9 protein-coding genes are annotated in these 24,895 nt (G+C 68.7%); 7 read left to right on the forward strand and 2 right to left on the reverse strand.

The genetic code is table 11. From position 1 onward, the window contains the following. Positions 1-633: 633 nt before the first annotated feature. Complete coding sequence (trxA, locus tag ABB28_RS04045) at positions 634-963, reverse strand: thioredoxin (RefSeq protein WP_042612690.1); 330 nt, start codon at positions 961-963, stop codon at positions 634-636. 523 nt (positions 964-1,486) lie between these two features. On the opposite strand from trxA, the gene rhlB reads away from it, so the two are divergent. The 5 genes from rhlB to ung all read left to right on the forward strand — a co-directional run bounded on the left by rhlB (position 1,487) and on the right by ung (position 6,679). After that, positions 1,487-3,235, forward strand: coding sequence for an ATP-dependent RNA helicase RhlB (gene rhlB / locus ABB28_RS04050; protein WP_057507406.1), 1,749 nt, complete (start codon positions 1,487-1,489; stop codon positions 3,233-3,235). 236 nt (positions 3,236-3,471) lie between these two features. Continuing rightward, on the forward strand, positions 3,472-4,158 hold the full coding sequence (ftsE, locus tag ABB28_RS04055; RefSeq protein ID WP_057507407.1) for a cell division ATP-binding protein FtsE: 687 nt from the start codon (positions 3,472-3,474) through the stop codon (positions 4,156-4,158). Beyond that, positions 4,155-5,129 carry a permease-like cell division protein FtsX gene (gene ftsX / locus ABB28_RS04060; RefSeq protein ID WP_057507408.1) on the forward strand — a complete coding sequence of 325 codons (975 nt, stop codon included), beginning with the start codon at positions 4,155-4,157 and terminating at the stop codon, positions 5,127-5,129. Before ftsE ends, ftsX begins: the two co-directional genes overlap by 4 nt. Positions 5,130-5,138: 9 nt before the next feature. Further along, entirely contained in the window at positions 5,139-5,978 is an 840-nt protein-coding gene (locus ABB28_RS04065; protein WP_057507409.1) for a response regulator, read from the forward strand. After that, entirely contained in the window at positions 5,978-6,679 is a 702-nt protein-coding gene (gene ung, locus ABB28_RS04070) for a uracil-DNA glycosylase (RefSeq protein ID WP_057507410.1), read from the forward strand. Before ABB28_RS04065 ends, ung begins: the two co-directional genes overlap by 1 nt. Positions 6,680-6,830: 151 nt before the next feature. Here the strand turns inward: ung and ABB28_RS17695 are convergent, their stop codons facing one another. Then, on the reverse strand, positions 6,831-7,193 hold the full coding sequence (locus tag ABB28_RS17695) for a helix-turn-helix domain-containing protein (protein WP_083491918.1): 363 nt from the start codon (positions 7,191-7,193) through the stop codon (positions 6,831-6,833). 466 nt (positions 7,194-7,659) lie between these two features. On the opposite strand from ABB28_RS17695, the gene ABB28_RS04075 reads away from it, so the two are divergent. Further along, the gene (locus ABB28_RS04075; RefSeq protein WP_057507411.1) at positions 7,660-9,663 is read left to right on the forward strand and encodes a DUF11 domain-containing protein; all 2,004 of its coding nucleotides are present in this window, start codon (positions 7,660-7,662) and stop codon (positions 9,661-9,663) included. 117 nt (positions 9,664-9,780) lie between these two features. Further along, positions 9,781-24,894, forward strand: coding sequence for an Ig-like domain-containing protein (locus ABB28_RS04080; protein ID WP_161809853.1), 15,114 nt, complete (start codon positions 9,781-9,783; stop codon positions 24,892-24,894). Position 24,895: the final 1 nt, after the last annotated feature.

The following is a 24,895-nucleotide window of genomic DNA, read 5'->3' on the forward strand; positions in this document are numbered from 1 at the left end:
TCGCGATGCATATGATCTAATATATGCTAACAATTGTGTACGGTAGTAAACACTCATGAACATAGCACCCGAAATGCGAACGCTGTAAGGCTTGGGCGCAGGCCTCTCGCAACCGAGGCTGCAGCAACTACGTCCGACATAACAAGTACGCCCACACCGGCCAGTCTGTCGTAAACATAAGCGCGCGAAGCCCCCCCCCCCGCTCCCACCCCCGCGACCGCTGCAGCGAGCGCGGGGGGCGGAGCGGGGCGGGGAGCTTCGGGCGCATTGGCCAGCGGCAGCCCAGCCTGTGCCGGAGCACTGGTTTCGGCGGACGCCGGTGCGGCAGCCTTGGTCACGCGCGGCTTGCGCACACGCTTTTCGGCGGGCGCATCAGCGCTGCCGGTTTCAGAAGTGGTATCGGACAAGAGCGTTATTCCTCGCTTGAAGGTGCGAGCGCCCGGCTGGGGCGGCGAACGAAGGGATGGGGTCTGGAGTGAACTGCATCCAGCGGGTGCGGCACGCGAACGCGGACCGGATGTGCCGACACTATCACCGGCGCGCGGCGCCTTGCAAGCACCGCGATGCCACGACATTCAGGCAGCGCAGGGGCTGCAGGCAGCCGGCGTCACCGGCTGCCGGGAAACACAGGCCTCAGGCCAATGCCTTGTCGAGCAGGCCGGCCAGCTGGGCCTTGCCCACTGCACCCACCTGTTCACCGACCTTCTCGCCATCCTTGAAGACGACCAGGTAGGGGATGGAACGGACGTGGTACTTCACGGCCAGGTCGCGCTCGTGGTCGACGTTGACCTTGACGATCTTGGCGCGGCCACCGTAGGCAACGGCCAGTTCGTCCAGCGCCGGGGCGATCATCTTGCACGGGCCACACCATTCGGCCCAGAAATCAACCAGGACCGGCTCTTTGGAGTTCAGTACGGTGCTTTCGAAATCAGCGGTGCTGACATGTACAACGTTGTCGCTCATCTTGGTTTCTCGTCTTGTGGGGCACCTGGCTGGGGCCGGAGGTGGGTGAACTGGGCTGGGCCAGACTGGCGCAACCCTCGTCGTTGCCTGGTGGAGCAGGCTCCACGGTGCGCTGGGCGGGATGCCTGGACGCTCACGGCCGGCAGTTTACCCCTATCGGCGCGGGCGGACAGTGGGCGGCTGGAACCCAGCGTATCGCGATCGATATGACCGACGGAATGTGCCGCATTTCACTGTCCGCACCTATGGAATAGGGAACCGGTGTCGGTCGCTCAAGGCGCCACCGGGGTCGGATTCAGCGGGCAGTGGCGTGGATGAAGGCGCCGTGCGGTTCCATCTCCCGGTCTGGTGAGACGCTCGGGCCCGGTTGCTGGCCCGATTACGCTAAACTGCTCCATTGAGCGGCAAGGGACCCGAAGGTCCAAGGCCCGCCGACCCGCCGCAGGGGCCGCAGTTTGCGACGGAGCCCCCAGATGACGCCGAGCCGCCCGATTGCAGGTGGCGGCCAGACCAAGACGGACACATGAGCGACAAACCGCTGACCGATTTGACCTTTTCCTCCTTCGATCTGCATCCGGCATTGCACGCCGGTCTTGAAGGAGCCGGATTCACCCGCTGCACCCCGATCCAGGCGCTGACGCTGCCGGTCGCACTCGCCGGTGGCGATGTCGCAGGCCAGGCACAGACCGGTACCGGCAAGACGCTGGCTTTCCTGGTCGCGGTGGTGAACCGCCTGCTGACCCGCCCGGCACTGGCCGACCGCAAGCCGGAAGACCCGCGCGCGCTGATCCTGGCGCCCACCCGCGAACTGGCGATCCAGATCCACAAGGACGCGGTGAAGCTGGGTTCGGACCTGGGTCTGCGCTTCGCGCTGGTGTACGGCGGCGTGGACTATGACAAGCAGCGCGAGCTGCTGCAGCAGGGCGTGGACGTGATCATCGCCACCCCCGGCCGCCTGATCGACTACGTCAAGCAGCACAAGGTGGTATCGCTGCACGCCTGCGAAATCTGCGTGCTCGACGAAGCCGACCGCATGTTCGACCTGGGCTTCATCAAGGACATTCGCTTCCTGCTGCGCCGCATGCCCGAGCGCACCATCCGGCAGACCCTGCTGTTCAGCGCCACGCTCAGCCACCGCGTGCTGGAACTGGCGTACGACCACATGAACGAGCCGCAGAAGATGGTGGTGGAAAGCGAATCCATCACCGCCGCCCGCGTGCGCCAGCGCATGTACTTCCCGGCCGACGAAGAAAAGATCCCGCTGCTGCTCGGCCTGCTGTCGCGCAGCGAAGGCGCGCGCACGATGGTGTTCGTCAACACCAAGGTGTTCGTCGAGCGCGTCGCGCGCGCGCTGGAACGTTCCGGCTACCGCGTCGGCGTGCTGTCCGGTGACGTGCCGCAGAAGAAGCGCGAAAGCCTGCTGAACCGCTTCCAGAAGGGCCAGCTGGAAATCCTGGTGGTCACCGACGTGGCGGCCCGCGGCCTGCACATCGACGGCATCAAGTACGTCTACAACTACGATCTGCCGTTCGACGCCGAAGACTACGTGCACCGCATCGGCCGCACCGCGCGCCTGGGCGAGGAAGGCGATGCCATCAGCTTCGCCTGCGAACGCTATGCGATGGGCCTGCCGGATATCGAGGCCTATATCGACCAGAAGATCCCGGTCGAAGCGGTGACCGCCGAACTGCTGACCTCGCTGCCGCGTCCGGAACGTGCGCCGCCTGCGCCGGGCGAGGAAGGCGACGAGAACGAAAGCGTCAGCCAGATCTTCCGCGAAGCGCGCGAAGCGCGTGCCGCCGAAGAGGAGCGTCGTGGTGGTGGTCGTGGTGGCAAGCCGTCTGCCGGCCGTGGCGAACGCAGTGGTGAGCGCAGCGGCGAACGCCGTCCGCGTCCGCCGCGCAAGCCGCGCGTGGAAGGTGATGCCGCAGCCGTGGCGCCGTCGCAGGCTGCTGCAGCGGCGGCCGGCAGCGCCGATGCTGCCGTGGCGGCCCCCGTCGACGCCGTGCAGGCCCCGCGCCCGCCGCGTGCCGACACCGGCGCCGTGCAGGACCCCGCGCTGCAGGATGGCGAGCGCAAGCCGCGCAAGCGCCGTCGTCGCCGCAACGGCCGCCCGCTGGAAGGTGCTGAAGGGGCGAACCCCCAGGGCGCAACCGCCGCGCACGGTGCGCCGGTGCAGGTAGTGGCCAAGCCGGTCCGCAGTGCCGACCCGGGCGATTCCTTCCTGACCCGCATCGGCCGCAAGATCCGCCGGATGCTGGCGGGCGGGTAAGCAGGTAAGCGGCAGCGCATTCGCGCTGTCGCTCCCCGGTTCGCTGTGCGAACCGCGGACCCCGCATCAGCAGCATCCACACCCCCGCGCCTGCGGCGCTGCCCCCGGACGCCGGGGGCGGCGGTGTCTCCGTCCTTCCTCGCTGCGGGGCCTGACCCTGCCGCGATGCCGGAAGGTTTTCGCCGGGTATGGCCCGGCGCTACCGATCCGCCGCGCCGCTCCTGCATAATCAGGGGATGAGCGTCCTGCGGTTCGACAACGTAAGCAAACAGTATGCCGGTGGACACGAGGCGCTGACCGATGTCAGCTTCGACGTGGCGCCCGGCGAGATGGTGTTCGTCACCGGCCATTCCGGCGCGGGCAAGAGCACCCTGCTGAAACTGATCCACCTTGACGAGCGGCCCAGCCGCGGCGCGGTGGTGTTCAATGAGCGCAACCTGCTGAAGGTGCGCGGTGGCGACGTGCCACGGCATCGGCGCGAGGTGGGCGCGGTCTACCAGGACCACCGCCTGCTGATGGACCGCAGCATCGCCGAGAACGTGGCGCTGCCGCTGATCCTGCGCGGCACCCGGCGTGCCGACATCGGCAAGCGCGTGCGTTCGGTGCTGGAGCGCATGGGCCTGGGGCACCGCGAAAAGGCCCTGCCGTCGCAGCTGTCTGCCGGTGAACAGCAGCGCGTGGGGATCGCCCGTGCGATCGTCGGTGAACCGCGCCTGCTGGTGGCCGACGAACCGACCGGCAACCTCGACCCGACCCTGGCCGCTGAAATCATGGCGCTGTTCGCCGAGCTGCCCGCGCGCGGCACCAGCGTGCTGGTGGTCAGCCATGACCTGGCCCTGCTGCGGCGCATGCGCAAGCGCGTGCTGATCCTGGACCATGGTCGGCTGGTGGACGACATCTCGCCGCAGGATCTTGCCGAATGAGCACCGAATCCGCTCCTGCGCCCGAGCGCAACGCCAACACCACGGCGACGGCACCGTCCGGACTGGGCATCTGGTGGCAGCACAACATGCACAGCGTGGTGTTCAGCCTGGGTCGCGCGTTCCGCAAGCCGTGGGCGACGCTGCTGACGGTGATGGTCATGGCGCTTGCACTGGCACTGCCGCTGGGCCTGTCGATCGCGCTGGACAACCTCAAGCACTTCACCGGCAGCGTGCAGCAGTCGCGTGACATCAACCTGTTCCTGAAGGCCGAGCTGGATGCGGCCAGCGCGGCCTCTTTGGCCACCGAGCTGCGGGCGCGCGACGACGTTGCCGCGGTGGCCCTGCGCACACCGGAACAGGGCCTGGAAGAACTCCGCGAAAACGCCGGCCTCGGCGAGGCGATCGATGCCCTGCAGTCCAATCCGCTGCCCAGCCTGCTGGTGGTGACACCGGCCCAGAAGGCTGACGATGCGCGCCTGGCGCGCGCACTGGGCACCCTGCCGCAGGCCGACCTGGTGCAGCACGATGCGCTGTGGCGCACCCGCCTGGACGGCTGGCTGGCGTTCGGCGCGCGGCTGGTGCAGGTGCTGTCGGTGCTGCTCGGCCTCGGCGCGGTGCTGGTGGTCGGCAACACGGTGCGGCTGGACATCCAGGCGCGCCGCGAAGAGATCGGCGTGCTGCAGCTGCTGGGCGCCAGCGATGGCTTCATCCGGCGCCCGTTCCTGTACCTGGGCGCGTGGTACGGCCTGGGGGCGGGACTGGTCGCGCTGGGCCTGCTCGCCGGCGCCGGCGCCGCACTCGCCGGGCCGCTGGCACAGCTGTCGCAAAGCTACGCCAGTCCGTTCGCGCTGAAGGGACTGGACCTGCTGCATTCGTCGGTCGTGCTGCTGGCCATCGTGCTGGTGGGCTGGCTGGGTGCATGGCTGGTCACCGGACACTTCCTGCGCCAGACGCGCCCCACCGAGACCTGAGTCCTCCGCATGCAGCCGCAAGCACTGAAGCACCTGCACGACGATGCCACCCGGGTCATGGTCGTCGACGGCTCGCGGCTGGTCCGCAAGCTGATCGCCGACGTGCTGCAGCGCGACCTGCCCGGCGTCCAGGTGGTTGGCTGCGCCAGCATCGAAGAGGCACGCCAGGCCTTGGCGGATGGGCCGGTCAACCTGGTCACCACCTCGCTGTCGCTGCCCGATGGTGACGGGCTGGCACTGGCCAAGACCGTGCGCGAATCGGCGGGGCAGGCCTATGTGCCGGTGATCGTGGTGTCCGGCGATGCGCAGTCGCATCTTGAACAGCGCCGCTTCACCGACTACGTCACCGATTACTTCGACAAGTCGCTGGGCCACGAAGCACTGGCCGCCTTCATCCGCGGCTACGTGCAGCCGGCGATCATTCCCGGTGCCACGCTGCTGTACGTGGAAGACAGCCGGGTGGTGGCCGAAGCCACCAAGCGGATGCTCGAGCGCCAGCAGCTCAACGTGCTGCACGTGATGACCGCCGAAGAGGCCGTGACCCTGCTCACCGCCGAGTCGCTGGGCCGCAACCAGCACCGGATCGACCTGGTGCTCACCGACGTGACCCTGAAGGGCGAGCTCAGCGGACGCGACCTGGTGGAGCGGGTGCGGGTGGATTTCGGCTATGGCAAGCGTCGCCTGCCGGTGCTGGTGATGACCGGCGACGGCAATCCGCTCAACCAGACGGCGCTGCTGCAGGCCGGTGCCAACGACCTGGTGCTCAAGCCGATCGAAGAGCGCCTGCTGGTGACCAAGGTCCTGTTCCAGTTGCGACTGTCCCGATTGAATCCAAGATCCGTGGTGTGATGAACGAAGCAGTACCCCCCTCCATCCAGCTCGAACCGAGCTGGAAAGCACAGGTCGGCGATTGGCTGCTGCAGCCGCAGATGCGCGAGCTCGGCAACTTCCTGCGCCAGCGCAAGGCCAGCGGCGTGAACGTGTTCCCGCCCGGCCCGCAGATCTTCGCCGCCTTCGACGCCACCCCGTTCGATGCCACCAAGCTGGTGATCCTGGGCCAGGATCCCTATCACGGGCGAGGGCAGGCGCATGGCCTGAGTTTTTCGGTGCAGCCCGGCGTGCCGGTGCCGCCGTCGCTGTTGAACATCTACAAGGAAATCGAGCGCGACCTCGGCATTCCGCGGCCGGACCATGGCTGCCTGCTGCCCTGGGCGCGGCAGGGCGTGTTGCTGCTCAATGCCGTGCTGACGGTGGAAGAGGGCAACGCCGGGTCGCACCAGAAGCGCGGCTGGGAAGGCTTCACCGACCACGTGGTGGAAGCGCTCAACCGCGAACGCGAGGGCCTGGTGTTCCTGCTGTGGGGCAGCTATGCGCAGCAGAAGGGCAAGGTCATCGACACCCAGCGCCATCGGGTATTGAAGGCACCGCATCCCTCACCGCTGTCCGCCCACCGCGGCTTCCTCGGCTGCAGCCATTTCTCCGCGACCAACGAGTACCTGCAGCGCCGCGGACAGACACCGATCGACTGGTCGCTGCCACAGGCAGGATGACGGTGGGTGACGACCGCCCCGGTGACGGCCGCACCCGGTAGTGACGGCCGCTGGCCGTCAGACCACGCCCGGTAGTGACGGCCGCTGGCCGTCACGCCTTTCCCGCTGCGCCCGCCGGGCCTGGCCCGGCGCTACCGTCACCCACCCCGAATCAATCCTCCAGCATTTCGATGATCGCCCGCGCCACCTGGCGTTTGCGCGGCGTCATTCGACGCAGCAGGCAGAGAATCTCGGTTTCATGCGGATGGCGACCGACATCGGGTTTTGTTTCGGGCAATGGCAGATCGATTCCGTCTTCCGGGCGACCAGGTCCACGTCCTGTCGCCAGCCATTCAAAATAAACCTGGGTCACAATCGCGATTTGTGCCAAATGCGTCACACTCGGCGAGGTTCCGCCCTCGCGTTCCCACTGGGCCACTGCGCTGCGGCGTACGCCGGTTTCCTGCGCCAATTGTGATTGAGATAGTCCGGCGGTCAATCGCGAGCGTCGGATTCTGTCGCACATGTCCTTCATTGGGCACCCCTCTCCATGTCTTGGCAAGCACTGCTTACCGGGAAGTGATTCTTTTTGCGGCTGTACAGAAACGCTGTCCTGCGTATCCGTAGCAACCGTGCCGGCCTTCCCCTGGACTACAGGCCAGCAATACTGCCCTCCATATTCACGCCGTCCTGTTTGACGGTTTTCCCGCGCCCCGTATTAATCACCTCGAACCGGGCTTAAACGTAAACCCGGGATTCAACCGGCCAGTATCGAGTTTGTTCAGGTGACGGATGCATTCCGCCGCCGGGGCGTGGTGCTGCCGCTGGAAACTGCACGGAGCACGGGAATGGTTGATGTGAATGGCGTGAAGATATCGTCATTATGGCGGCAGATAACCGTGATCGCCGTCATGTTGATTGCGCTTGCCTGTGCGGGCAGGGCACATGCGCAGGGCACATCAGCGTGTACCGCGGGTGCCTGCGTCAGTGCCGGGCCGCGATTGGCTTCGGTCGATTCCACCCAGAGCCCGGTCCTCAACCTGCTGTTCGGTGCACTGCTGCCGGGCACCACGATCAATCTCACCGCGGTCGACTGGAACAGCCTGGCCGGCGCCAACCTCAACCTCAACGCCCTGATCACCCAGCTCAACGGCGGGGTGGAGGTCAGCGATCCGAGCCAGGTGCTCAACACCGCGATCAGCCTGGGCACGCTGCGCGCGGCGATGGTGGCGGTACTGCAGGCCGACAACCAGACCGTGGCGGCCAACATCCTCAACGCACTGCCACTGGGCGTGGCCGGCGCCACCGGCAGCATCCGCCTCGGTGATCTGCTGCAGATCGCCCTGCCAACCGGCTCGCTCACCACGGTGCGGCTCAACGTGCTGGACCTGCTGACCGGCAGCGTGCAGCTGTACAACTTCAGCAACGTGTTGACCACGCCGACGCCGATCACGGTCAACACCGCAGCGCTCGGCCTGACCGGCGTGGCCAATGTCCGTCTGTGGCTGCAGGTGGTGGAGCGTCCGGTGTACACCTGCGGACCGCTCGGCAGCGCGTTCCACAGTTCGGCGATCCGGGTGAAGCTGGATCTGGACCTCGCGCAGGGACTCAACGTCGCCGCGCTGACCGGCCTGCTCAACAATCTCAACGTGCTCGGCCTGGTGAAGGTGTCCAACGCCAACATCAGCGCCAGCGTGCTGCACCTGCAGGTGTATGCGGACATCGCCCGCGCCGAAGGCACGATCTCGGCGGTCAACCTGGTCGGCAACGCGGTCACCCTGCAGGCGCGGCCCGGGCTGGTGAACCTGTACGTCGGCCAGATCAGCGACGCGACCTTCTTCAACCGCTCGCTGGTACTCACCGAGAGTGCGCTGACACCCGCCACGCTGACCTCGCTCAACGTCACCGTGCGGGTCACCACGCTGCTGAACATTCCCGTCGCCGATGTCTCGGTGCCGTTGGCGGTCAGCATCCGCGGCTTCGCCACGGCAACGCCGGGGCTGCAGTCGGCCAGTTTCACCGGGCCGTATCCACAGACACGCACCTTGTCGGCCGGCACCGTCAGCGCCGCCACGATGGTGTCCACGCTGGTCAACTCGCTCAACATCCAGGTCACCAGCGGCAATCCCACGGTGACCCTGTTGGGTGCGCTGCCGTTGCCGCTGCCGGTGGCCGACCTGGTGAACACGCTGGTCAGCACGCTGCTGCAGCCGATCCGCACGGCGGTCAATACGCTGGTCACCCCCGTGCTGACCGCGCTGCTGGGCGGGGTGGTCGACAACCTGCTCGGGCTGCTCGGCATCCGCATCGGCCAGGCGGTGTTCACCGTTGAAGGCGTGACCCAGGCCTGCGCGGCCACCCTGCAGCTGGTCAAGGAACTGCAGCCGAGCAGCGATACCGGCCGCTTCAACCTGGCCATCAACTACAACGGCAGCGTGGTCGGTTCGGCGGCGAATGTCGGCAACAACGGTGCCACCGCTGCGGTGGTGACGGTGGCCGGCGGCACCTACGCAATGGCGGAAACCGCCGCTGCCGGCACGGTGCTGGAGCGCTACGCCAGTACCTGGCAATGCGCGAACCAGGACGGCACGGTCGTCAGTTTCGGCACCGGCAACAGCTTCACCCTGCAGGCGCCGGCGGTCACCGCCACGCCGGTGGCGCTGGTCTGCCGCATCGTCAACCGCACCCGCCAGGCCGATCTTTCGATCACCAAGACCGACGGCAGCGGCAGCTACACGCCCGGTGGTGCCGCCACGTACACGCTGGTGGTCAGCAATGGCGGTCCAGACGCGGTCACCGCCGCGGTGGTCAACGACACCTTGCCCAATGGCGCCACGCTGAGCGCGGCCTGGACCTGCAGTGCCAGTGCAGGCAGCGCCTGCGCGGTGGCCAGCGGCGGAGCGGTGGGCGGCAACAGCATCAGCGTGGGCGTGGACCTGCTCAACGGCGGCAGCGCCACGATCAGCGTGCCGGTGGTGTTCAGCAGCAATCCCGCCGCGTACTAGCGGCGGGCAGCAGCAATGGAACGGGCGCGCAGCGGACCGCGCGCCACCCGCAACAAGGACGGATCGGCACGACGCGTACCCAACGCAGTGGCGGCCGCAGCAGGCGAAGAAGAGGGCATGGCCATGGTTGACCAGCACGGCACACGACGCACGGCACGCCACGCCCACGCAGGGTGGGGTGCCTGCCTGCTGGCGCTGCTGATGCCGGCCACGCTGCTGGCGCAGACCTATCCCAGCCCGCTGAGCAACACCGCCAACGTGGCCCCTCCGGCCGACATCGGCGACATCGCGCCGGGCAACAACAGCGCCACCGACAGCAACGTGCTGGCCCTGCAGGCCCAGCTGAGCGTGTCCAAGAGCATCCTGGGGCCGACCACGGTCGCCGCCGGCGGGCAGGTGCAGTACCAGATCCAGGTCGGCAACCAGGGGCCGTCCAGCGCGCTGGGTGTCACCGTCAGCGACGCCGTGCCTGCGCTGCTGGCCAATGTCAGCTGGACCTGTACGCCGGCCTCGCCGTTGTCTTCGTGCGCGGTGGCCAATGGCACCGGCAACAGCATCAATGCACTGGTCAACGTTGGCGTGGGCGACAGCGTGTCGGTGGTGGTCACCGCCACCGCGCCGGCCGCTACGCCGGCCACCATCCCGGCCAACACCGCCGCGCTGATCCTGCCGCCCGGCACCACCGATCCGACCCCGGGCGACAACAGCGCCAGTACCCCCGCGATCACCGTGCAGCCCGCCGCGCTGCTGGCGGTGGCCGACAGTTTCGCCGCCGCGCTGCCGGCCACCGGCGGTACCACCCCCAGCGTGCTGACCAATGACACGCTGGCCGGCGTGGCCGTGGTGGCGGCCGACCTCATCGTGACCCTGCAGAACGCGCCTACCGGTTTCAGCATCGATGGCAACGGCGTGATCAGCGTGCCCAGCGGCGCACCCGCTGGCCGCAACGCACTCACCTACCAGATCTGCGAACGGATTTCGCCGAGCAACTGTTCCACCGCCACCGCCACGTTCGCGGTGGCACCGTCGGCAGTGAACGACAGCTACAGCGTGGCCGCCAGCACGCCGAGCTACGCGCAGACGGTGGCGACCAACGACAACGCAACGGCCACCTCGGTGTTCTCGCTGCTGGGCGCGCCGCCGGCAGGGCTGACGTTCAATGCCGATGGCAGCTTCGTGCTGGCGCCCGCTGGCGGCATCACCGCACCGGTATCGTTCCAGTACCAGGTGTGCCTGCCTGCACCGGATGCGACCGCCTGCGCCACGGCCACTGCCAGCATTTTGGTGAATGCCAATCCGCTGGTCGCCGTCGACGATGTCGTCGCCGCGCCGTTCGCGCCCGGTACCGGTGGCAGCACGCCGTCGGTGATCGGCAACGACACCCTGGGCGGGCAGCCGATCAGCGTGCCGGCCACGGTGCAGCTGAGCCTGGTCGGTGCGCCGGCCGGTTACAGCATCGCCCCGAACGGGGTGATCACGGTTGCGCCCACCGCTGCGGCGGGCGCGGTCGATCTCACCTACCAGGTCTGCGAAACGGCAGTACCGGCGAACTGTGCCACCGCCAACGTGTCGCTGGTGGTCAGTCCGGATGCGGCCAACGACAGCGTCACCACGCCCGGGGCCGGGCAAGCGGTGGGCGGCAGCGTCGCCGGCAACGACAACGCCCCCAGCGGCGCGCTGTTCAGCGTGCCGACCCAGCCAACGCGGGGCACGGTGGTGATGGATGCCTCCGGTGCGTTCACCTACACGCCCACCGGGGGCAACACCGGCGCGGATACCTTCGCCTACCAGGTCTGCCTGCCTGCACCGAACGCGACGGTCTGCGATACCGCGACGGTGAGCGTGCAGGTCGCGGCCAATACGATCGATGCACTGGACGACATCGTCAGCACGGCGCTGCCATCCAGCGGCGGCACTACGCCCAGCGTGCTGGCCAATGACCTGCTCAATGGCGTGCTGGTGACGCCGGCCCAGGTGGTGGTGTCGCTGCAGGGCGCACCGGGCGCCTACAGTATCGCCACCAACGGCCAGATCACCGTCGCCGCGGGCGCGGCGGCCGGCGCGCAGACCCTCGACTACCAGCTGTGCGAAGCGGCGGTGCCGACCAACTGCGACCTGGCCAGCGTGCAGCTGGTGATCGCGCCGGACGCGGTGGGCGACACCTTTACCGCCACCGCCGGCGTGCCGCTGCCGGGCGTGCTGACCACCGGCGACAACGCGCCGGCCGGCAGCACCTACAGCCTGCTGGTCGGCCCGGCCAACGGCACCGCCACGGTCGATGCCGATGGCGGCTTCAGCTATACCGCACTGGCTGCCTACACGGGGCAGGACAGTTTCCAGTACCAGCTGTGCCTGCCGGCGCCGAATGCGGCGGTATGCGATACCGCCACGGCGACCTTCAACGTGGCTGCAGCCGTGGTGGCGGCCAGTGACGATGATTTCAGTGCCGCCCCGGCCGGCGCGGCCGGCGGCCTGACCGCTGCGGTCACCGCCAACGACACGGTCAACGGCGTGCCCGTGGTACCAGCGCAGGTGACCCTGGCGCTGACGGGCGCGGCGCCGGTGGGCTTCACCCTGCAGCCGACCGGCGAACTCAGCGTGCCGGCCGGCGCGCAGGCGGGCATCGTCACCCTGGCCTACCAACTGTGCGAAGCGGGCACCAGCAACTGCGATGCCGCCACCATCACCGTGGTGATCACCCCGGATGCGGTGGATGACGTGCTGTCGACCAATGCCGGCCGTGCGGTCAGCGGTAACGTTGCGATCAACGACAACGCCCCGGCGGGCTCGACCTTCAGCGTGCAGGGCACCGCGCCGGTCGGCCTGGTGTTCAGCGCCGACGGTGCGTTCACCTATACGCCGCCGGCGTTGTTCACCGGCGCGGCCACCTTCGATTACCAGGTCTGCCTGCCGGCGCCGGAAACCGCCGTGTGCGCCACCGCGACGGTGACGATCAACGTCAACGCCGGCACGCTGCAAGCCAACGACGATGACTTCCGTTCGCTGGTCCTGGACGCCAATGCAGGCGGCACCACCAACAGCGTGCTGGCCAATGACACCCACAACGGCGCCATTCCGCCGGATCCGTCCGAGGTCGTGCTGAGCCTGGTCGGCGCACCGAGCGGCTACGTGGTCAATCCCAACGGCACGATCTCCGTGCCCGGTGGCGCGGCGGCGGGGCAGGTGGAACTCAATTATCAGATGTGCGAAGTCGCGCTGCCCGGCAACTGCAGTTCGGCGGCGGTGCTGCTGCTGCTGAGCCCGGTCGCCAACAACGACAACTTCAGCACCCAGGTCGGCGTGCCGCTGGCCAACAGCGTGGCCGGCAATGACAACGTGCCGGCGGGCAGTGCCTTCGAGGTCAGCGGCACGGCACCTGCCGGGCTGGTGTTCAACCCCGATGGCAGCTTCGTCTACACCCCGCCGGTGGGCACCCAGGGGGCGGTCACGTTCGCCTACCAGGTGTGCCTGCCTGCGCCGAATACCCTGGTGTGCACCACCGCCACGGTGACGTTGAACGTCAACGCCGGCACGCTGGTGGCCAACGACGATGATTTCCGTGCGACGCCGGTGGATCCGACGCTGGGCGGCAGCACTGCCAGCGTGCTGGGCAACGACAGCCTGGACGGCAGCACGCCGCCGGCATCGACGGCGGTGCAGCTGAGCCTGCTCAATGCGCCGGCCGGCTACACCCTGGCCGCCGATGGCACGCTGTCGGTGGCCGCGGGCGCCATGGCGGGTGCGGTGGCGCTGACCTACCAGCTGTGCGAGGCCGCACTGCCGAGCAACTGCGACAGCGCGCAGATTTCCCTGCTGGTGGCGCCGCAGGCGCAGGCCGATGTGTTCTCCACGCCGGCCGGACAGCTGCTGGCCGGCAACGTAGGCACCAATGACAATGCGCCGATCGGCGCCGTTTACACGGTCAACGGCACCGCGCCGGATGGTCTGTCGTTCAGCCCGGACGGCAGCTTCCTGTTCTCGCCCACCGACGGCTTCACCGGGCCGGTGAGCTTCAGCTACCAGGTGTGCCTGCCGGCGCCGGACACCGGCCTGTGCAGCACCGCCGCAGCGACGATCAACGTCAACGCCGGCAACCTCATCGCGCTGGCCGACGACTTCAGCGGCGCGCCACTGGCGCCCGGTGGCATCACCACGGTCAGCGTGCTGGCCAATGACACCTTGAACGGCGCGTCGCCGCCTGCGGCAGCCAGCGTCAGCGTGAGCCTGGTCGGTGCCCCCAGCGGCTATGCACTTACCGCCGACGGCCTGCTGCAGGTGCCGGCGTCGGCCACCGCCGGGGTCAACGTGTTGACTTACCAGCTGTGCGAAAACGCCGCCAGCGGCAACTGCGCCAGCGCGCAGGTCACCGTGGTGGTGACCCCGCAGGCACAGGACGATGCGCTGTCCACGCCGGCCGGGCAGGTGCTCAACGGCAGCGTCGGCGACAACGACAACGCGCCGATGGGCTCGCAGTTCAGCGTGACCGGCGCCACGCCGGACGGGCTGCTGTTCAACGGCAACGGCACCTTCAGCTACACCCCGCCGGCCGGCGTGCCGAGCCCGGTCGGTTTCAGCTACCAGGTGTGCCTGCCGGCCCCGTATGCAGCGCTGTGCTCCACCGCCAACGTCAGCATCAACATCAATGCCGGCACCTTGCTGGCAGTGGACGATGACTTCACTGCCACGCCGATCAACCCGGTCAGCGGTGGCAGCACGACCTCGGTGTTGGCCAACGACGCACTGAGCGGCGTGAGCCCGCCCGATCCGGCCAGCGTGCTGCTGTCGCTGCCCGCTGCGCCGGCAGGTTTCAGCATCACAAGCGACGGCGTGATCAGCATCGCCGCCCGCACCCAGGCCGGCGCGGTCAGCCTGACCTACCAGCTGTGCGAAGCGGCGCTGCCGTCCAACTGCGATACCGCCAGCGTCGTGCTGCTGGTGTCGCCGCAGGCCGTGGCCGATGCGGTATCCACCCAGGTCGGCCAGCCGGTTTCCGGCAACGTCGGCAGCAACGACAACATCGCGCCCAGCTCGACCTTCGTGCTGACCAGTGCCGGACCCGCCGGGCTGGTGTTCAATGCCGATGGCAGCTTCACCTACACCCCGCCGCTGGGCGTGGTCAGCCCGGTGACGTTCGATTACCAGGTCTGTCTGCCGGCGCCGAACGGCGGTATCTGTTCCATCGCCACCGTCACCCTCAACGTCAACAACGGCGCGCTGGTTGCAGCGGACGATGACTTCAGCGGCACGGCATTGCTGCCGGGTGGCGTGACCACCAGCGTGCTGGTGAACGACAGCCTCGATACCGTCAGCCCGCCGGCACCGGCGGACGTGGTGCTGTCCCTGGTCGGCGCGCCGGCCGGCTACGCCATTGCCGGCGATGGCGCGATCAGCCTGCCCACCGGCACCGCGACCGGCCGCGTGCAGCTGACCTACCAGCTGTGCGAAGCCGCCGCACCGACCAACTGCGATACCGCCACGGTGTCCCTGCTGCTGACCCCGCAGCCGGCAGACGACATCGCCTCCACGCCTGCGGGACAGGCTGTCAGTGGCGCGGTGGGCATCAATGACAACGTACCGGCCGGCTCTGCCTACACGCTGGTAGGCGCTGCACCGGGCGGGCTGGTGTTCAACCCCGATGGCAGCTTCACCTACACCCCGCCAGCGGGAGTCATCAGTCCGGTGACCTTCGACTACCAGGTCTGCCTGCCGGCGCCGGATGCAACGGTATGCGGCACCGCCTCGGTGACCATCAACGTCAACAACGGCGCACTGTCAGCGCTGGGCGATGACTTCAGTGCCACACCGTTGCTGCCCGGCGGCACCACCGCCGGCAGCGTGCTGGCCAACGACACCTTGAACAACACCACCCCGCCGGCCGCCGCCAGCGTGGTGCTGAGCCTGGTGGGTGCGCCCGCAGGCTATGTGATCAACGCCGATGGCACGCTCACCACGCCGACCGGCGCGGTGGCAGGTGCGGTGAACCTGACCTACCAGGTCTGCGAAGCCGTCGCACCGACCAACTGCGACACCGCGCCGGTATCGCTGGTGCTGACCCCCGTACCGGGCGCCGACGCCTTTACCGTGCTGGCCGGGCAGAGCGTGCTGGGCAACGTCGGCGGCAATGACAACGTGCCGGCCGGCGCGGTCTTCAGCGTGATCGGCACGGCGCCGGCCGGGCTGTCGTTCAATGCCGATGGCAGCTTCAGCTACACCCCGCCGGTGGCCGCGCCCAGTCCGGTCAGTTTCGACTACCAGGTCTGCCTGCCCGCGCCGAATGCCGGCGTATGCGGCATCGCCACGGTGACGCTGACCGTCAACAACGGCGCCCTGCTGGCCGCCGACGATGACTTCAGCGGCGCGCCGCTGCCGGGCGGTGCCACCACCGCGGGCAGCGTGCTGGCCAACGATGCGTTGAATGGCGTCAGCCCGCCGGCCGCGGCCGACGTGACCCTGCGCCTGGTCGGCGCGCCGGCCGGCTATGCCATCAATGCCGATGGCACGATTTCCACCCCGCTGGTCACCCCGTCGGGCGCGGTCACGTTGGTCTATGAGCTGTGCGAAGCGGCCGCGCCGGGCAACTGCGCCACCGCCAACGTCGGGCTGGTGCTGGTTCCGCAGCCGGTCGCCGATGTGGTGTCCACGCTGGCAGGCCAGCCGGTCAGCGGCAATGTCGGCAGCAACGACAACCTGCCCGCTGGCGCATTGTTCAGCGTCGTCGGCACCGCGCCGAGCGGGCTGGTGTTCAACGCCGATGGCAGCTTCACCTTCACTCCGCCGGCCGGCGTCGTCAGTCCGGTCAGCTTCAGCTACCAGGTGTGCCTGCCGGCGCCGAACGGCACGGTGTGCGGCACCGCGGCGGTGACGATCAACGTCAACAACGGTGCGCTGGAAGCGGTGGCCGATGATTTCAGCGGCACTGCGCTGCTGCCCGGTGGCAGCACGCCCAGCGTGCTGGTCAACGACGTGTTGAACGGCGCCACGCCGCCCGCTGCGGCTGCCGTGCAGCTGTCGCTGGTCGGTGCGCCGGCCGGTTACGCGATCAACGCAGACGGCACGATCAGCATCCCCAGCGGCACGCTGTCGGGCGCGCTGACCCTGACCTACCAGCTGTGCGAAGTGGCCGTGCCCGGCAACTGCGACAGCGCCGAGGTGTCGCTGCTGCTGACGCCGGTGCCGCAGGATGACGTGGTGTCGACGTCGGCGGGCCAGGCGGTCGCCGGCAGTGTCGGCGGCAACGACAACGTGCCGGTCGGGGCGGTGTTCTCACTGCTCGGCACGCCGCCGGCCGGGCTGCTGTTCAACGCCGATGGCAGCTTCAGCTACAACCCGCCGGTGGGCGTGACCAGCCCGGTGCAGTTCGATTACCAGGTCTGCCTGCCTGCTCCGGACGCGGCGGTGTGCGGCACCGCGTCGGTCACCGTCAATGTCAACAATGGCGCGCTGACGGCGCTCGCCGACGATTTCACCGGCACGCCGCTGCTGGCCGGTGCGAGCACGCCGAGCGTGCTGCTCAACGACACCCTCAATACCGTCACCCCGCCGGCTGCGGGCACGGTGAACCTGAGCCTGGTGGGTGCCCCGGTTGGGTATCTGATCAGCGCAGCCGGCGTCATCAGCACGCCGATCGGCGCGCAGTCCGGTGCGGTCACGTTGACCTACCAGCTGTGCGAAGCCGCAGCGCCGACCAACTGCGATACCGCCACGGTGTCGCTGGTGCTGCAGCCGCAGCCGGTTGCCGATACGGTTTCCGTTGCAGTTGGCCAGGCGGTCAACGGCAACGTCGGCAGCAATGACAACGTGCCGGCAGGCGCAGTGTTCAGCGTGGTCGGCAGCACCCCGGCCGGCCTGCTGTTCAACCCCGATGGCAGCTTCAGCTACAGCCCGCCGGTGGGCGTGGTCGGTCCGGTGAGCGTCGATTACCAGGTCTGCCTGCCGGCGCCGAACGCGGCGGTGTGCGGCAACGCCTCGGTCACCTTCAACGTCAATACCGGCACCCTGGCGGCGGCCGACGATGACTTCAGCGGCACCCCGCTGGTGCCCGGTGGCAGCACGCCCAGCGTGCTGGCCAACGATGCCCTGAACGGCACGACGCCGCCGCTGGCCAGCGATGTGCTGCTGAGCCTGGTCGGTGCACCGGCCGGTTATGCGATCAACGCCGATGGCACGATCTCCACGCTGGGCAGCACGCCGTCCGGTGCAGCCACCCTGACCTACCAGCTCTGCGAAGCGGCGGCGCCGACCAACTGCGATACCGCAACGGTCGCACTGCTGGTGACGCCGGTGCCGGTGGCGGACGTGGTCTCCACGCTGGCGGGCCAGCCGCTCAGCGGCAATGTCGGCGGCAATGACAACGTGCCGCCGGGCGCGCTGTTCAGCGTGGTCGGCACGCCGCCGACCGGCCTGCTCTTCAACGCCGATGGCAGCTTCAGCTACACCCCGCCGGCCGGCGTGGCCAGCCCGGTCACCTTCAGCTACCAGGTCTGCCTGCCTGCACCGAACGGCACCACCTGCGGCATCGCCACCGTCACCATCAACGTCAACAACGGCGCACTGAGCGCGGTGGACGATGACTTCAGCAGCATCGCGGTGGTGCCCGGCGGCACCACGCCGAGCGTGCTGGCCAACGACACCCTCAACGGTGCGACGCCGCCAGCGGCCGCGGCGGTGGCCCTCAGCCTGGTCGGCGCGCCGGCCGGCTATGCGATCAATCCCGATGGCACCCTCAGCGTGCCTACCGGCACGCTGTCCGGCGTGGTCACGCTGACGTACCAGGTCTGCGAAGTCGCCGCGCCGAGCAACTGCGACAGTGCCGCGATCACGCTGCTGGTGACCCCGGCACCGGCCAACGATGTGGTCTCCACCCCCGCCGGCCAGGCAGTCGTGGGCGAGGTTGGCAGCAACGACAACGTGCCGGCGGGCGCGCTGTTCTCGGTGCTCGGCACCCCGCCGGGTGGGCTGGTGTTCAATGCCGATGGCAGCTTCAGCTACACGCCCCCGTTGGGCACCACCGGGCCGGTCAGCATCGGTTACCAGGTGTGCCTGCCGGCGCCGAACGGCAGCGTCTGCGGCAACGCGATCCTGGTGATCAACGTCAACAACGGCGCCCTTGCCGCGGTGGCGGATGATTTCAGCGGCACGCCGTTGCTGCCCGGCAGCACCACCGCGTCCAGCGTGCTGGCCAACGACACCTTGAACGGTGCCACGCCGCCTGCGCCGGGTACGGTCACGCTGTCGCTGGTCGGCGCACCGGCCGGTTATGCCATCAACGCCGATGGCACGATCGTCACCGGGAGCGCCTCCGGTGCGGTGACCCTGACCTACCAGGTCTGTGAAGTGGCCGCACCGACCAACTGCGATACCGCCACGGTGTCGCTGGTGCTGCAGCCGCAGCCGCTGGCGGATTCGGTATCCGTTGCTGCGGGCCAGACCGTCACCGGTAATGTCGGCAGCAACGACAACGTGCCGACCGGGTCCTCCTTCAGCGTGCAGGGCGCCACCCCTGCGGGGCTGTCGTTCAACGCCGATGGCAGCTTCAGTTACACCCCGCCGCTGGGCACCGTGGGGCCGCTAAGCTTCAGCTACCAGGTGTGCCTGCCGGCGCCGAACGGCAGCGTGTGCGGCACGGCAAGCGTGACCGTCAGCGTCGGCAGCGGTTCGCTGCTGGCCGGCAATGATGACTTCAGCGCCACGCCGCTGCTGCCCGGTGGCACCACGCCCAGCGTGCTGGGCAATGACGCGTTGAACGGAGTCAGCCCGCCGGCTTCCTCGACCATCGTGCTGAGCCTGGTCGGTGCGCCGTCCGGCTTCGTGATCAATCCCGATGGCAGTATCGCCACCCCGGCCACGGCGGCGTCCGGCCCCGTGCTGCTGACCTACCAGATCTGCGAAGCTGCCGCGGCGGGCAACTGCACTACCGCATCGGTGTCGCTGCTGCTGGCGCCGGTGGCGGTGGCCGACGTGGTGTCCACACTGGCCGGTCAGCCGGTGAGCGGCAACGTCGGCAGCAATGACAACGTGCCGCCGGGTTCGCTGTTCAGCGTGGTGGGCACGCCGCCCGCTGGCCTGCTGTTCAACGCAGATGGCAGCTTCACCTATACCCCGCCGGTGGGCACCACCGGTGCGGTGGTCTTCAGTTACCAGGTCTGCCTGCCAGCACCGAACGGCACGGTATGCGGCACCGCATCGGTCACCCTCAACGTCAACAACGGCACGCTGGTGGCGACCGCCGATGACTTCAGTGGCACCGCTGTCGTGCCGGGTGGCCCCACGCCCAGCGTGCTCGCCAACGACACCTTGAATGGCGCTACGCCACCGGCGGCTGCAGCGGTGTCGCTGTCGCTGGTCGGTGCACCGGCCGGCTATGTGATCAATGCCGATGGCACGATCAGCGTGCCGGGCGGGACGCTGTCCGGACCGGTCACGCTGACGTACCAGGTCTGCGAAGTGGCAGCACCTGGCAACTGCGACAGCGCGACGGTCACGCTGGTGGTCAGCCCGGCACCGGTCAACGACGTGGTCTCCACGCCGGCCGGGCAGCCGGTGGCCGGCAACGTCGGCAGCAATGACAACGTGCCGGTGGGCTCGCTGTTCTCGGTGGTGGGCACTGCGCCTGCCGGCCTGGTGTTCAATGCCGATGGCAGCTTCACCTACAGCCCACCGCTGGGCACCACCGGCGCGGTCACCTTCACCTACCAGGTGTGCCTGCCCGCGCCGAACGCGGCGGTGTGCGGCACTGCCTCGGTGACCATCAACGTCAACAACGGGGCGCTTGCCGCGCTGGCCGATGACTTCAGCGCCACGCCGCTGCTGCCCGGTGCCACCACTGCCGCAAGCGTGCTGGCCAACGACACCTTGAACGGTGCCAGCCCCCCGGCCGCCGGCAGCGTCACGCTGTCGTTGGTCGGTGCGCCAGCGGGCTATGCGATCAATCCCGATGGCACCGTCATCACGCCGGCCGGCACGCTGTCCGGTGCGGTGACGCTGACCTACCAGGTGTGTGAAGTGGCGGCGCCGGCCAACTGCGACACCGCGACGGTGTCGCTGCTGCTGACCCCTGTCCCGGTGGCCGACAGCCTTGCCGTGGCCGCGGGCCAGACCCTCGGTGGCACTGTCGGTGGCAATGACAACGTACCCGCCGGTTCGACCTTCAGCGTGGTCGGCACGCCGCCTGCGGGGCTGTCGTTCAACGCCGATGGCAGCTTCAGCTACACGCCGCCGGCCGGCACCAGTGGCCCGGTCGGCTTCACCTACCAGGTGTGCCTGCCGGCGCCAAACGGCAGCGTCTGCGGCACGGCCAGCGTGACCTTCAACGTGGGTATCGGCTCGCTGGTTGCCGGCAACGATGATTTCAGCAACGCGCCCTTCGCGCCTGGCGGCAGTACGCCCAGCGTGCTGGCCAACGATGCCTTGAATGGCGTCACGCCGCCGCCGGCTGCCAGCGTGGTGCTGAGCCTGGTGGGGGCACCTGCAGGCTTCGTGATCAATCCGGATGGCAGCATCGCCACCGCTGCGGGCACGCTCTCCGGTGCGGTCACCCTGACCTATCAGGTGTGCGAGGCCGCGGCACCGACCAACTGCACCACCGCCAGCGTGGCGCTGGTGCTGTCGCCGGTGGCAGTGGCCGACGTGGTGTCCACGCCGGTCGGCCAGCCGGTCAGCGGCAACGTCGGCAGCAACGACAACGTGCCGCCGGGTTCCACCTTCAGCGTGGTCGGCAGTACGCCGGCCGGGCTGGTGCTGAATGCCGATGGCAGCTTCAGCTACACCCCGCCGGTCGGCGTCAGCGGCCCGGTGGGCTTCACCTACCAGGTCTGCCTGCCGGCACCGTACGCATCGACCTGCGCTACGGCCAGCGTGACCGTCAACGTCAACACCGGCACGCTGCTGGCGGCAGACGATGACTTCAGTGGCGCCCCGGTACTGCCCGGTGGCCCCACGCCCAGCGTGCTGGCCAATGATGCGCTCAATGGCGTATCGCCCCCGGCCGCATCCAGCGTGGTACTGACCCTGGTCGGCGCCCCGGCCGGTTTTGCGATCAATGCCGATGGCACGCTGGTGGTGCCGTCCGGTGGCATCAGCGGTCCGGTCACGCTCACTTACCAGGTCTGCGAAGCGGCAGCGCCGGGCAACTGCGCCAGTGCCTCGATCACCCTGGTGCTGACGCCGGTACCGGTGGCTGACGTGGTGTCCACGCCGGCCGGCCAGCCGGTCAGCGGCAATGTCGGCAACAATGACAACCTGCCGCCCGGTTCCACTTTCAGCGTGGTGGGCAGCACGCCGCCGGGGCTGGTGTTCAACACCGATGGCAGCTTCACCTACACCCCGCCGGTGGGTACCAGCGGGCAGGTCGGTTTCACCTACCAGGTGTGCCTGCCCGCCCCGAATGGTGCGGTGTGCGCGACCGCGGCGGTGACGCTCAACGTCAACAACGGCGCGCTGTCGGCGCTGGCCGATGACTTCAGCGCCACGCCGCTGCTGCCGGGCAGCACCACGCCCAGCGTGCTGGACAACGACACGCTGAACGGTGCGACGCCGCCGGCATCGGGGACCGTCGTGCTCAGTCTGGTCGGCGCTCCCGCCGGCTATGCGATCAACGCCAACGGTACGATCGTCATCCCGGCCGGCACGCCGTCCGGTGCGGTCACGCTGACCTATCAGGTGTGCGAGGCGGCAGCGCCGACCAACTGCGATTCGGCACAGGTGTCGCTGCTGTTGACCCCTGCACCGGCTGCCGACAGCGTGTCCGCGGCCGCAGGGCAGACCACCAGTGGCAATGTCGGCAACAACGACAACGTGCCACCCGGGTCTACCTACAGCGTAGTGGGCGGCACACCGGCCGGGCTGGTGTTCAACCCCGATGGCAGTTTCAGCTACACCCCGCCGGCCGGTACCAGCGGCACGATCAGCTTCACCTACCAGGTCTGCCTGCCGGCGCCGAATGCGGCGGTGTGCGGAACTGCCACGGTGAACATGACGGTGGCGACCAACGTGGTGCTGGCGGTCAACGACGACTTCACTGCGACACCGGTGGATCCGTCGGTAGGCGGCACCATCGCCCGCTCGGTGCTGGAGAACGACACCTGGAACGGGGCCGCACCACCGCCGGTGGGCAGCGTCACCGCGACCCTGGTCGGCAGCACGCCGGGCTACACGATGAACAACCAGGGCCAGCTGATGGTGGCGCCGGGCGTGCAGCCGGGCCAGGTGCAGCTGAGCTACCAGCTGTGCGAAAACGGCGTGCCCGGCAACTGCTCCACGGCGATCATCAGCGTACTGGTACAGGGGCCGGTAGGCGCCCTGCTGGCGGTGGATGACAGCGGCGGACCGCTGCCGGCCGGGCAGGCCGCACCGAACCTGTTGAATGTGTTCAGCAACGACACCTTCAACAGTGCGCCGCTGGATCCGGCGCAGGTCGACTTCGCGCCGGTGAACACCGCCGAACTCAGCTTCGCCGCCGATGGCGCGTTGAGCGTGGCCGGCGGCCTGTCGCCGGGCAGCTACAGCACCACCTACACGCTGTGCCTGGTGGGCCAGCCGACCGTGTGCGACACCGGCACGGTCACCGTCACCGTGGTCGCCAGCATCGACCGGGTGGTGGCGCAGGACGATGCGATCGACATGCCGCAGAACGGCGTGGTGGAGATCGACGTGCTGGGCAACGACCGCATGGATGGCAATCCGATCGATCCGGATGGCGTAGTGCTGACCATCACCTCGCCGCCGCCGTTCGGTACGGCGGAAGTGATGGCCCGCGCACGTATCCGCTTCGCCGTGCTGGCCAACTTCGCCGGCCAGCAGAGCTTCGATTACCAGGTCTGCGAGGCGGCCGATCCCACCCTGTGCGCCAGTGCCACGGTCAGCGTCACGGTCGCGGAGAACGTGCTGGTGCTGTCCGACGATGCCATCACCACCGAAACCAGCGGTCCGTTGGTGATCGACGTGCTGGCCAACGACAGCACACGCACGGCGGCGCTGGATCCTGCATCGCTGCAGGTGGTGGTCGCCCCGACCCGCGGCAGCGTGCAGTGCGCCAATGGCCGCTGCACCTACACGCCTTCCGGTGGCTTCTTCGGCACCGACAGCTTCCGTTACCGGATCTGCGACGTGTCGATCCCCACCCCGGTGTGCGCCGAAGCCAACGTGTCGGTGACGGTGGCCGGGGAGCAGGCCACGCTGCGGCTGACCAAGACCGCCGCCAAGCGCAGTGCGCAGATCGGCGACCTGGTGCGCTACACGGTCACCATCGACAACGTGGGCGAGGTGGACGCCAACGGCGCCACCCTGCTGGATACGCTGCCGCCGGGCTTCAGCTTCGTCAGCGGCGGGTTCTCGGTGAGCGATGCCGACAATGCCGCGCGCACCAGCGGCGTGCAGCCGCTGCGCATCGACGGCATCGACATCGCCGTCGGTGAGAGTGCCACGGTGGTGTACTACCTGCGGGTCGGTGCCGGCACCGGCACCGGCGTGCACACCAACCGCATCACCGCCATCGACGGGCAGAACCGCAGCATCGGCAACATCGCCTCGGCCGACGTCGACATCAGCGCCGATCCGCTGCTGGACGAGAGCCTGGTGGTCGGCACGGTATTCGATGACCGCAACGGCAACGGCGTGCAGGAACCGGGCGAACGCGGTATCCCGGGCGTGCGCGTGGCGGCCGTGGAAGGCCTGCTGATGGAGACCGATGCCTTCGGGCGCTTCCACCTGGTCGGCATCCAGGGCGGCGGTGCACGCGGCCGCAACTTCATCCTGAAAGTGGATCCGTCCACGCTGCCGTCCGGGGCCCGCTTCACCACGCCCAATCCGCTGGTGCGGCGGATCACGCCGGGGCTGCCGGTGCGCTTCGACTTCGGCGTGGTGATGCCGGCGGGCGAGATCGTCGCCCCGGCGGACGCCCCGCGCGGGGCCGCCATCGAACTCGGGCAAGGCCTGTTCGAGCGCGACTCGGCGCGCCTGGCCGAGGGCACCGCGGCGGTGCTGGAAAAAGCGGCCCAGGCGCTGACCGCACGCAACGGCGGCCGGCTGCTGTTGGCGACGGACGAGGCCCGGCAGGCGATTGCGCTGCAGCGTGCAGCCAGCCTGCGCGCGGCCCTGGCCGGGCGGCTACGCCCTGACGTGGCGGCCGCCACGCGCATCGACGTGGTGCGCAACGGCGACGAGCAGGTGCTGCACAGCCTGCGTATCGATGATCCACCCGCTGTACCGCCTGTCACCGGCGGGGAGGGGCGCTGAG

The organism is Stenotrophomonas chelatiphaga (genome assembly GCF_001431535.1).
GTDB lineage: Bacteria > Pseudomonadota > Gammaproteobacteria > Xanthomonadales > Xanthomonadaceae > Stenotrophomonas > Stenotrophomonas chelatiphaga.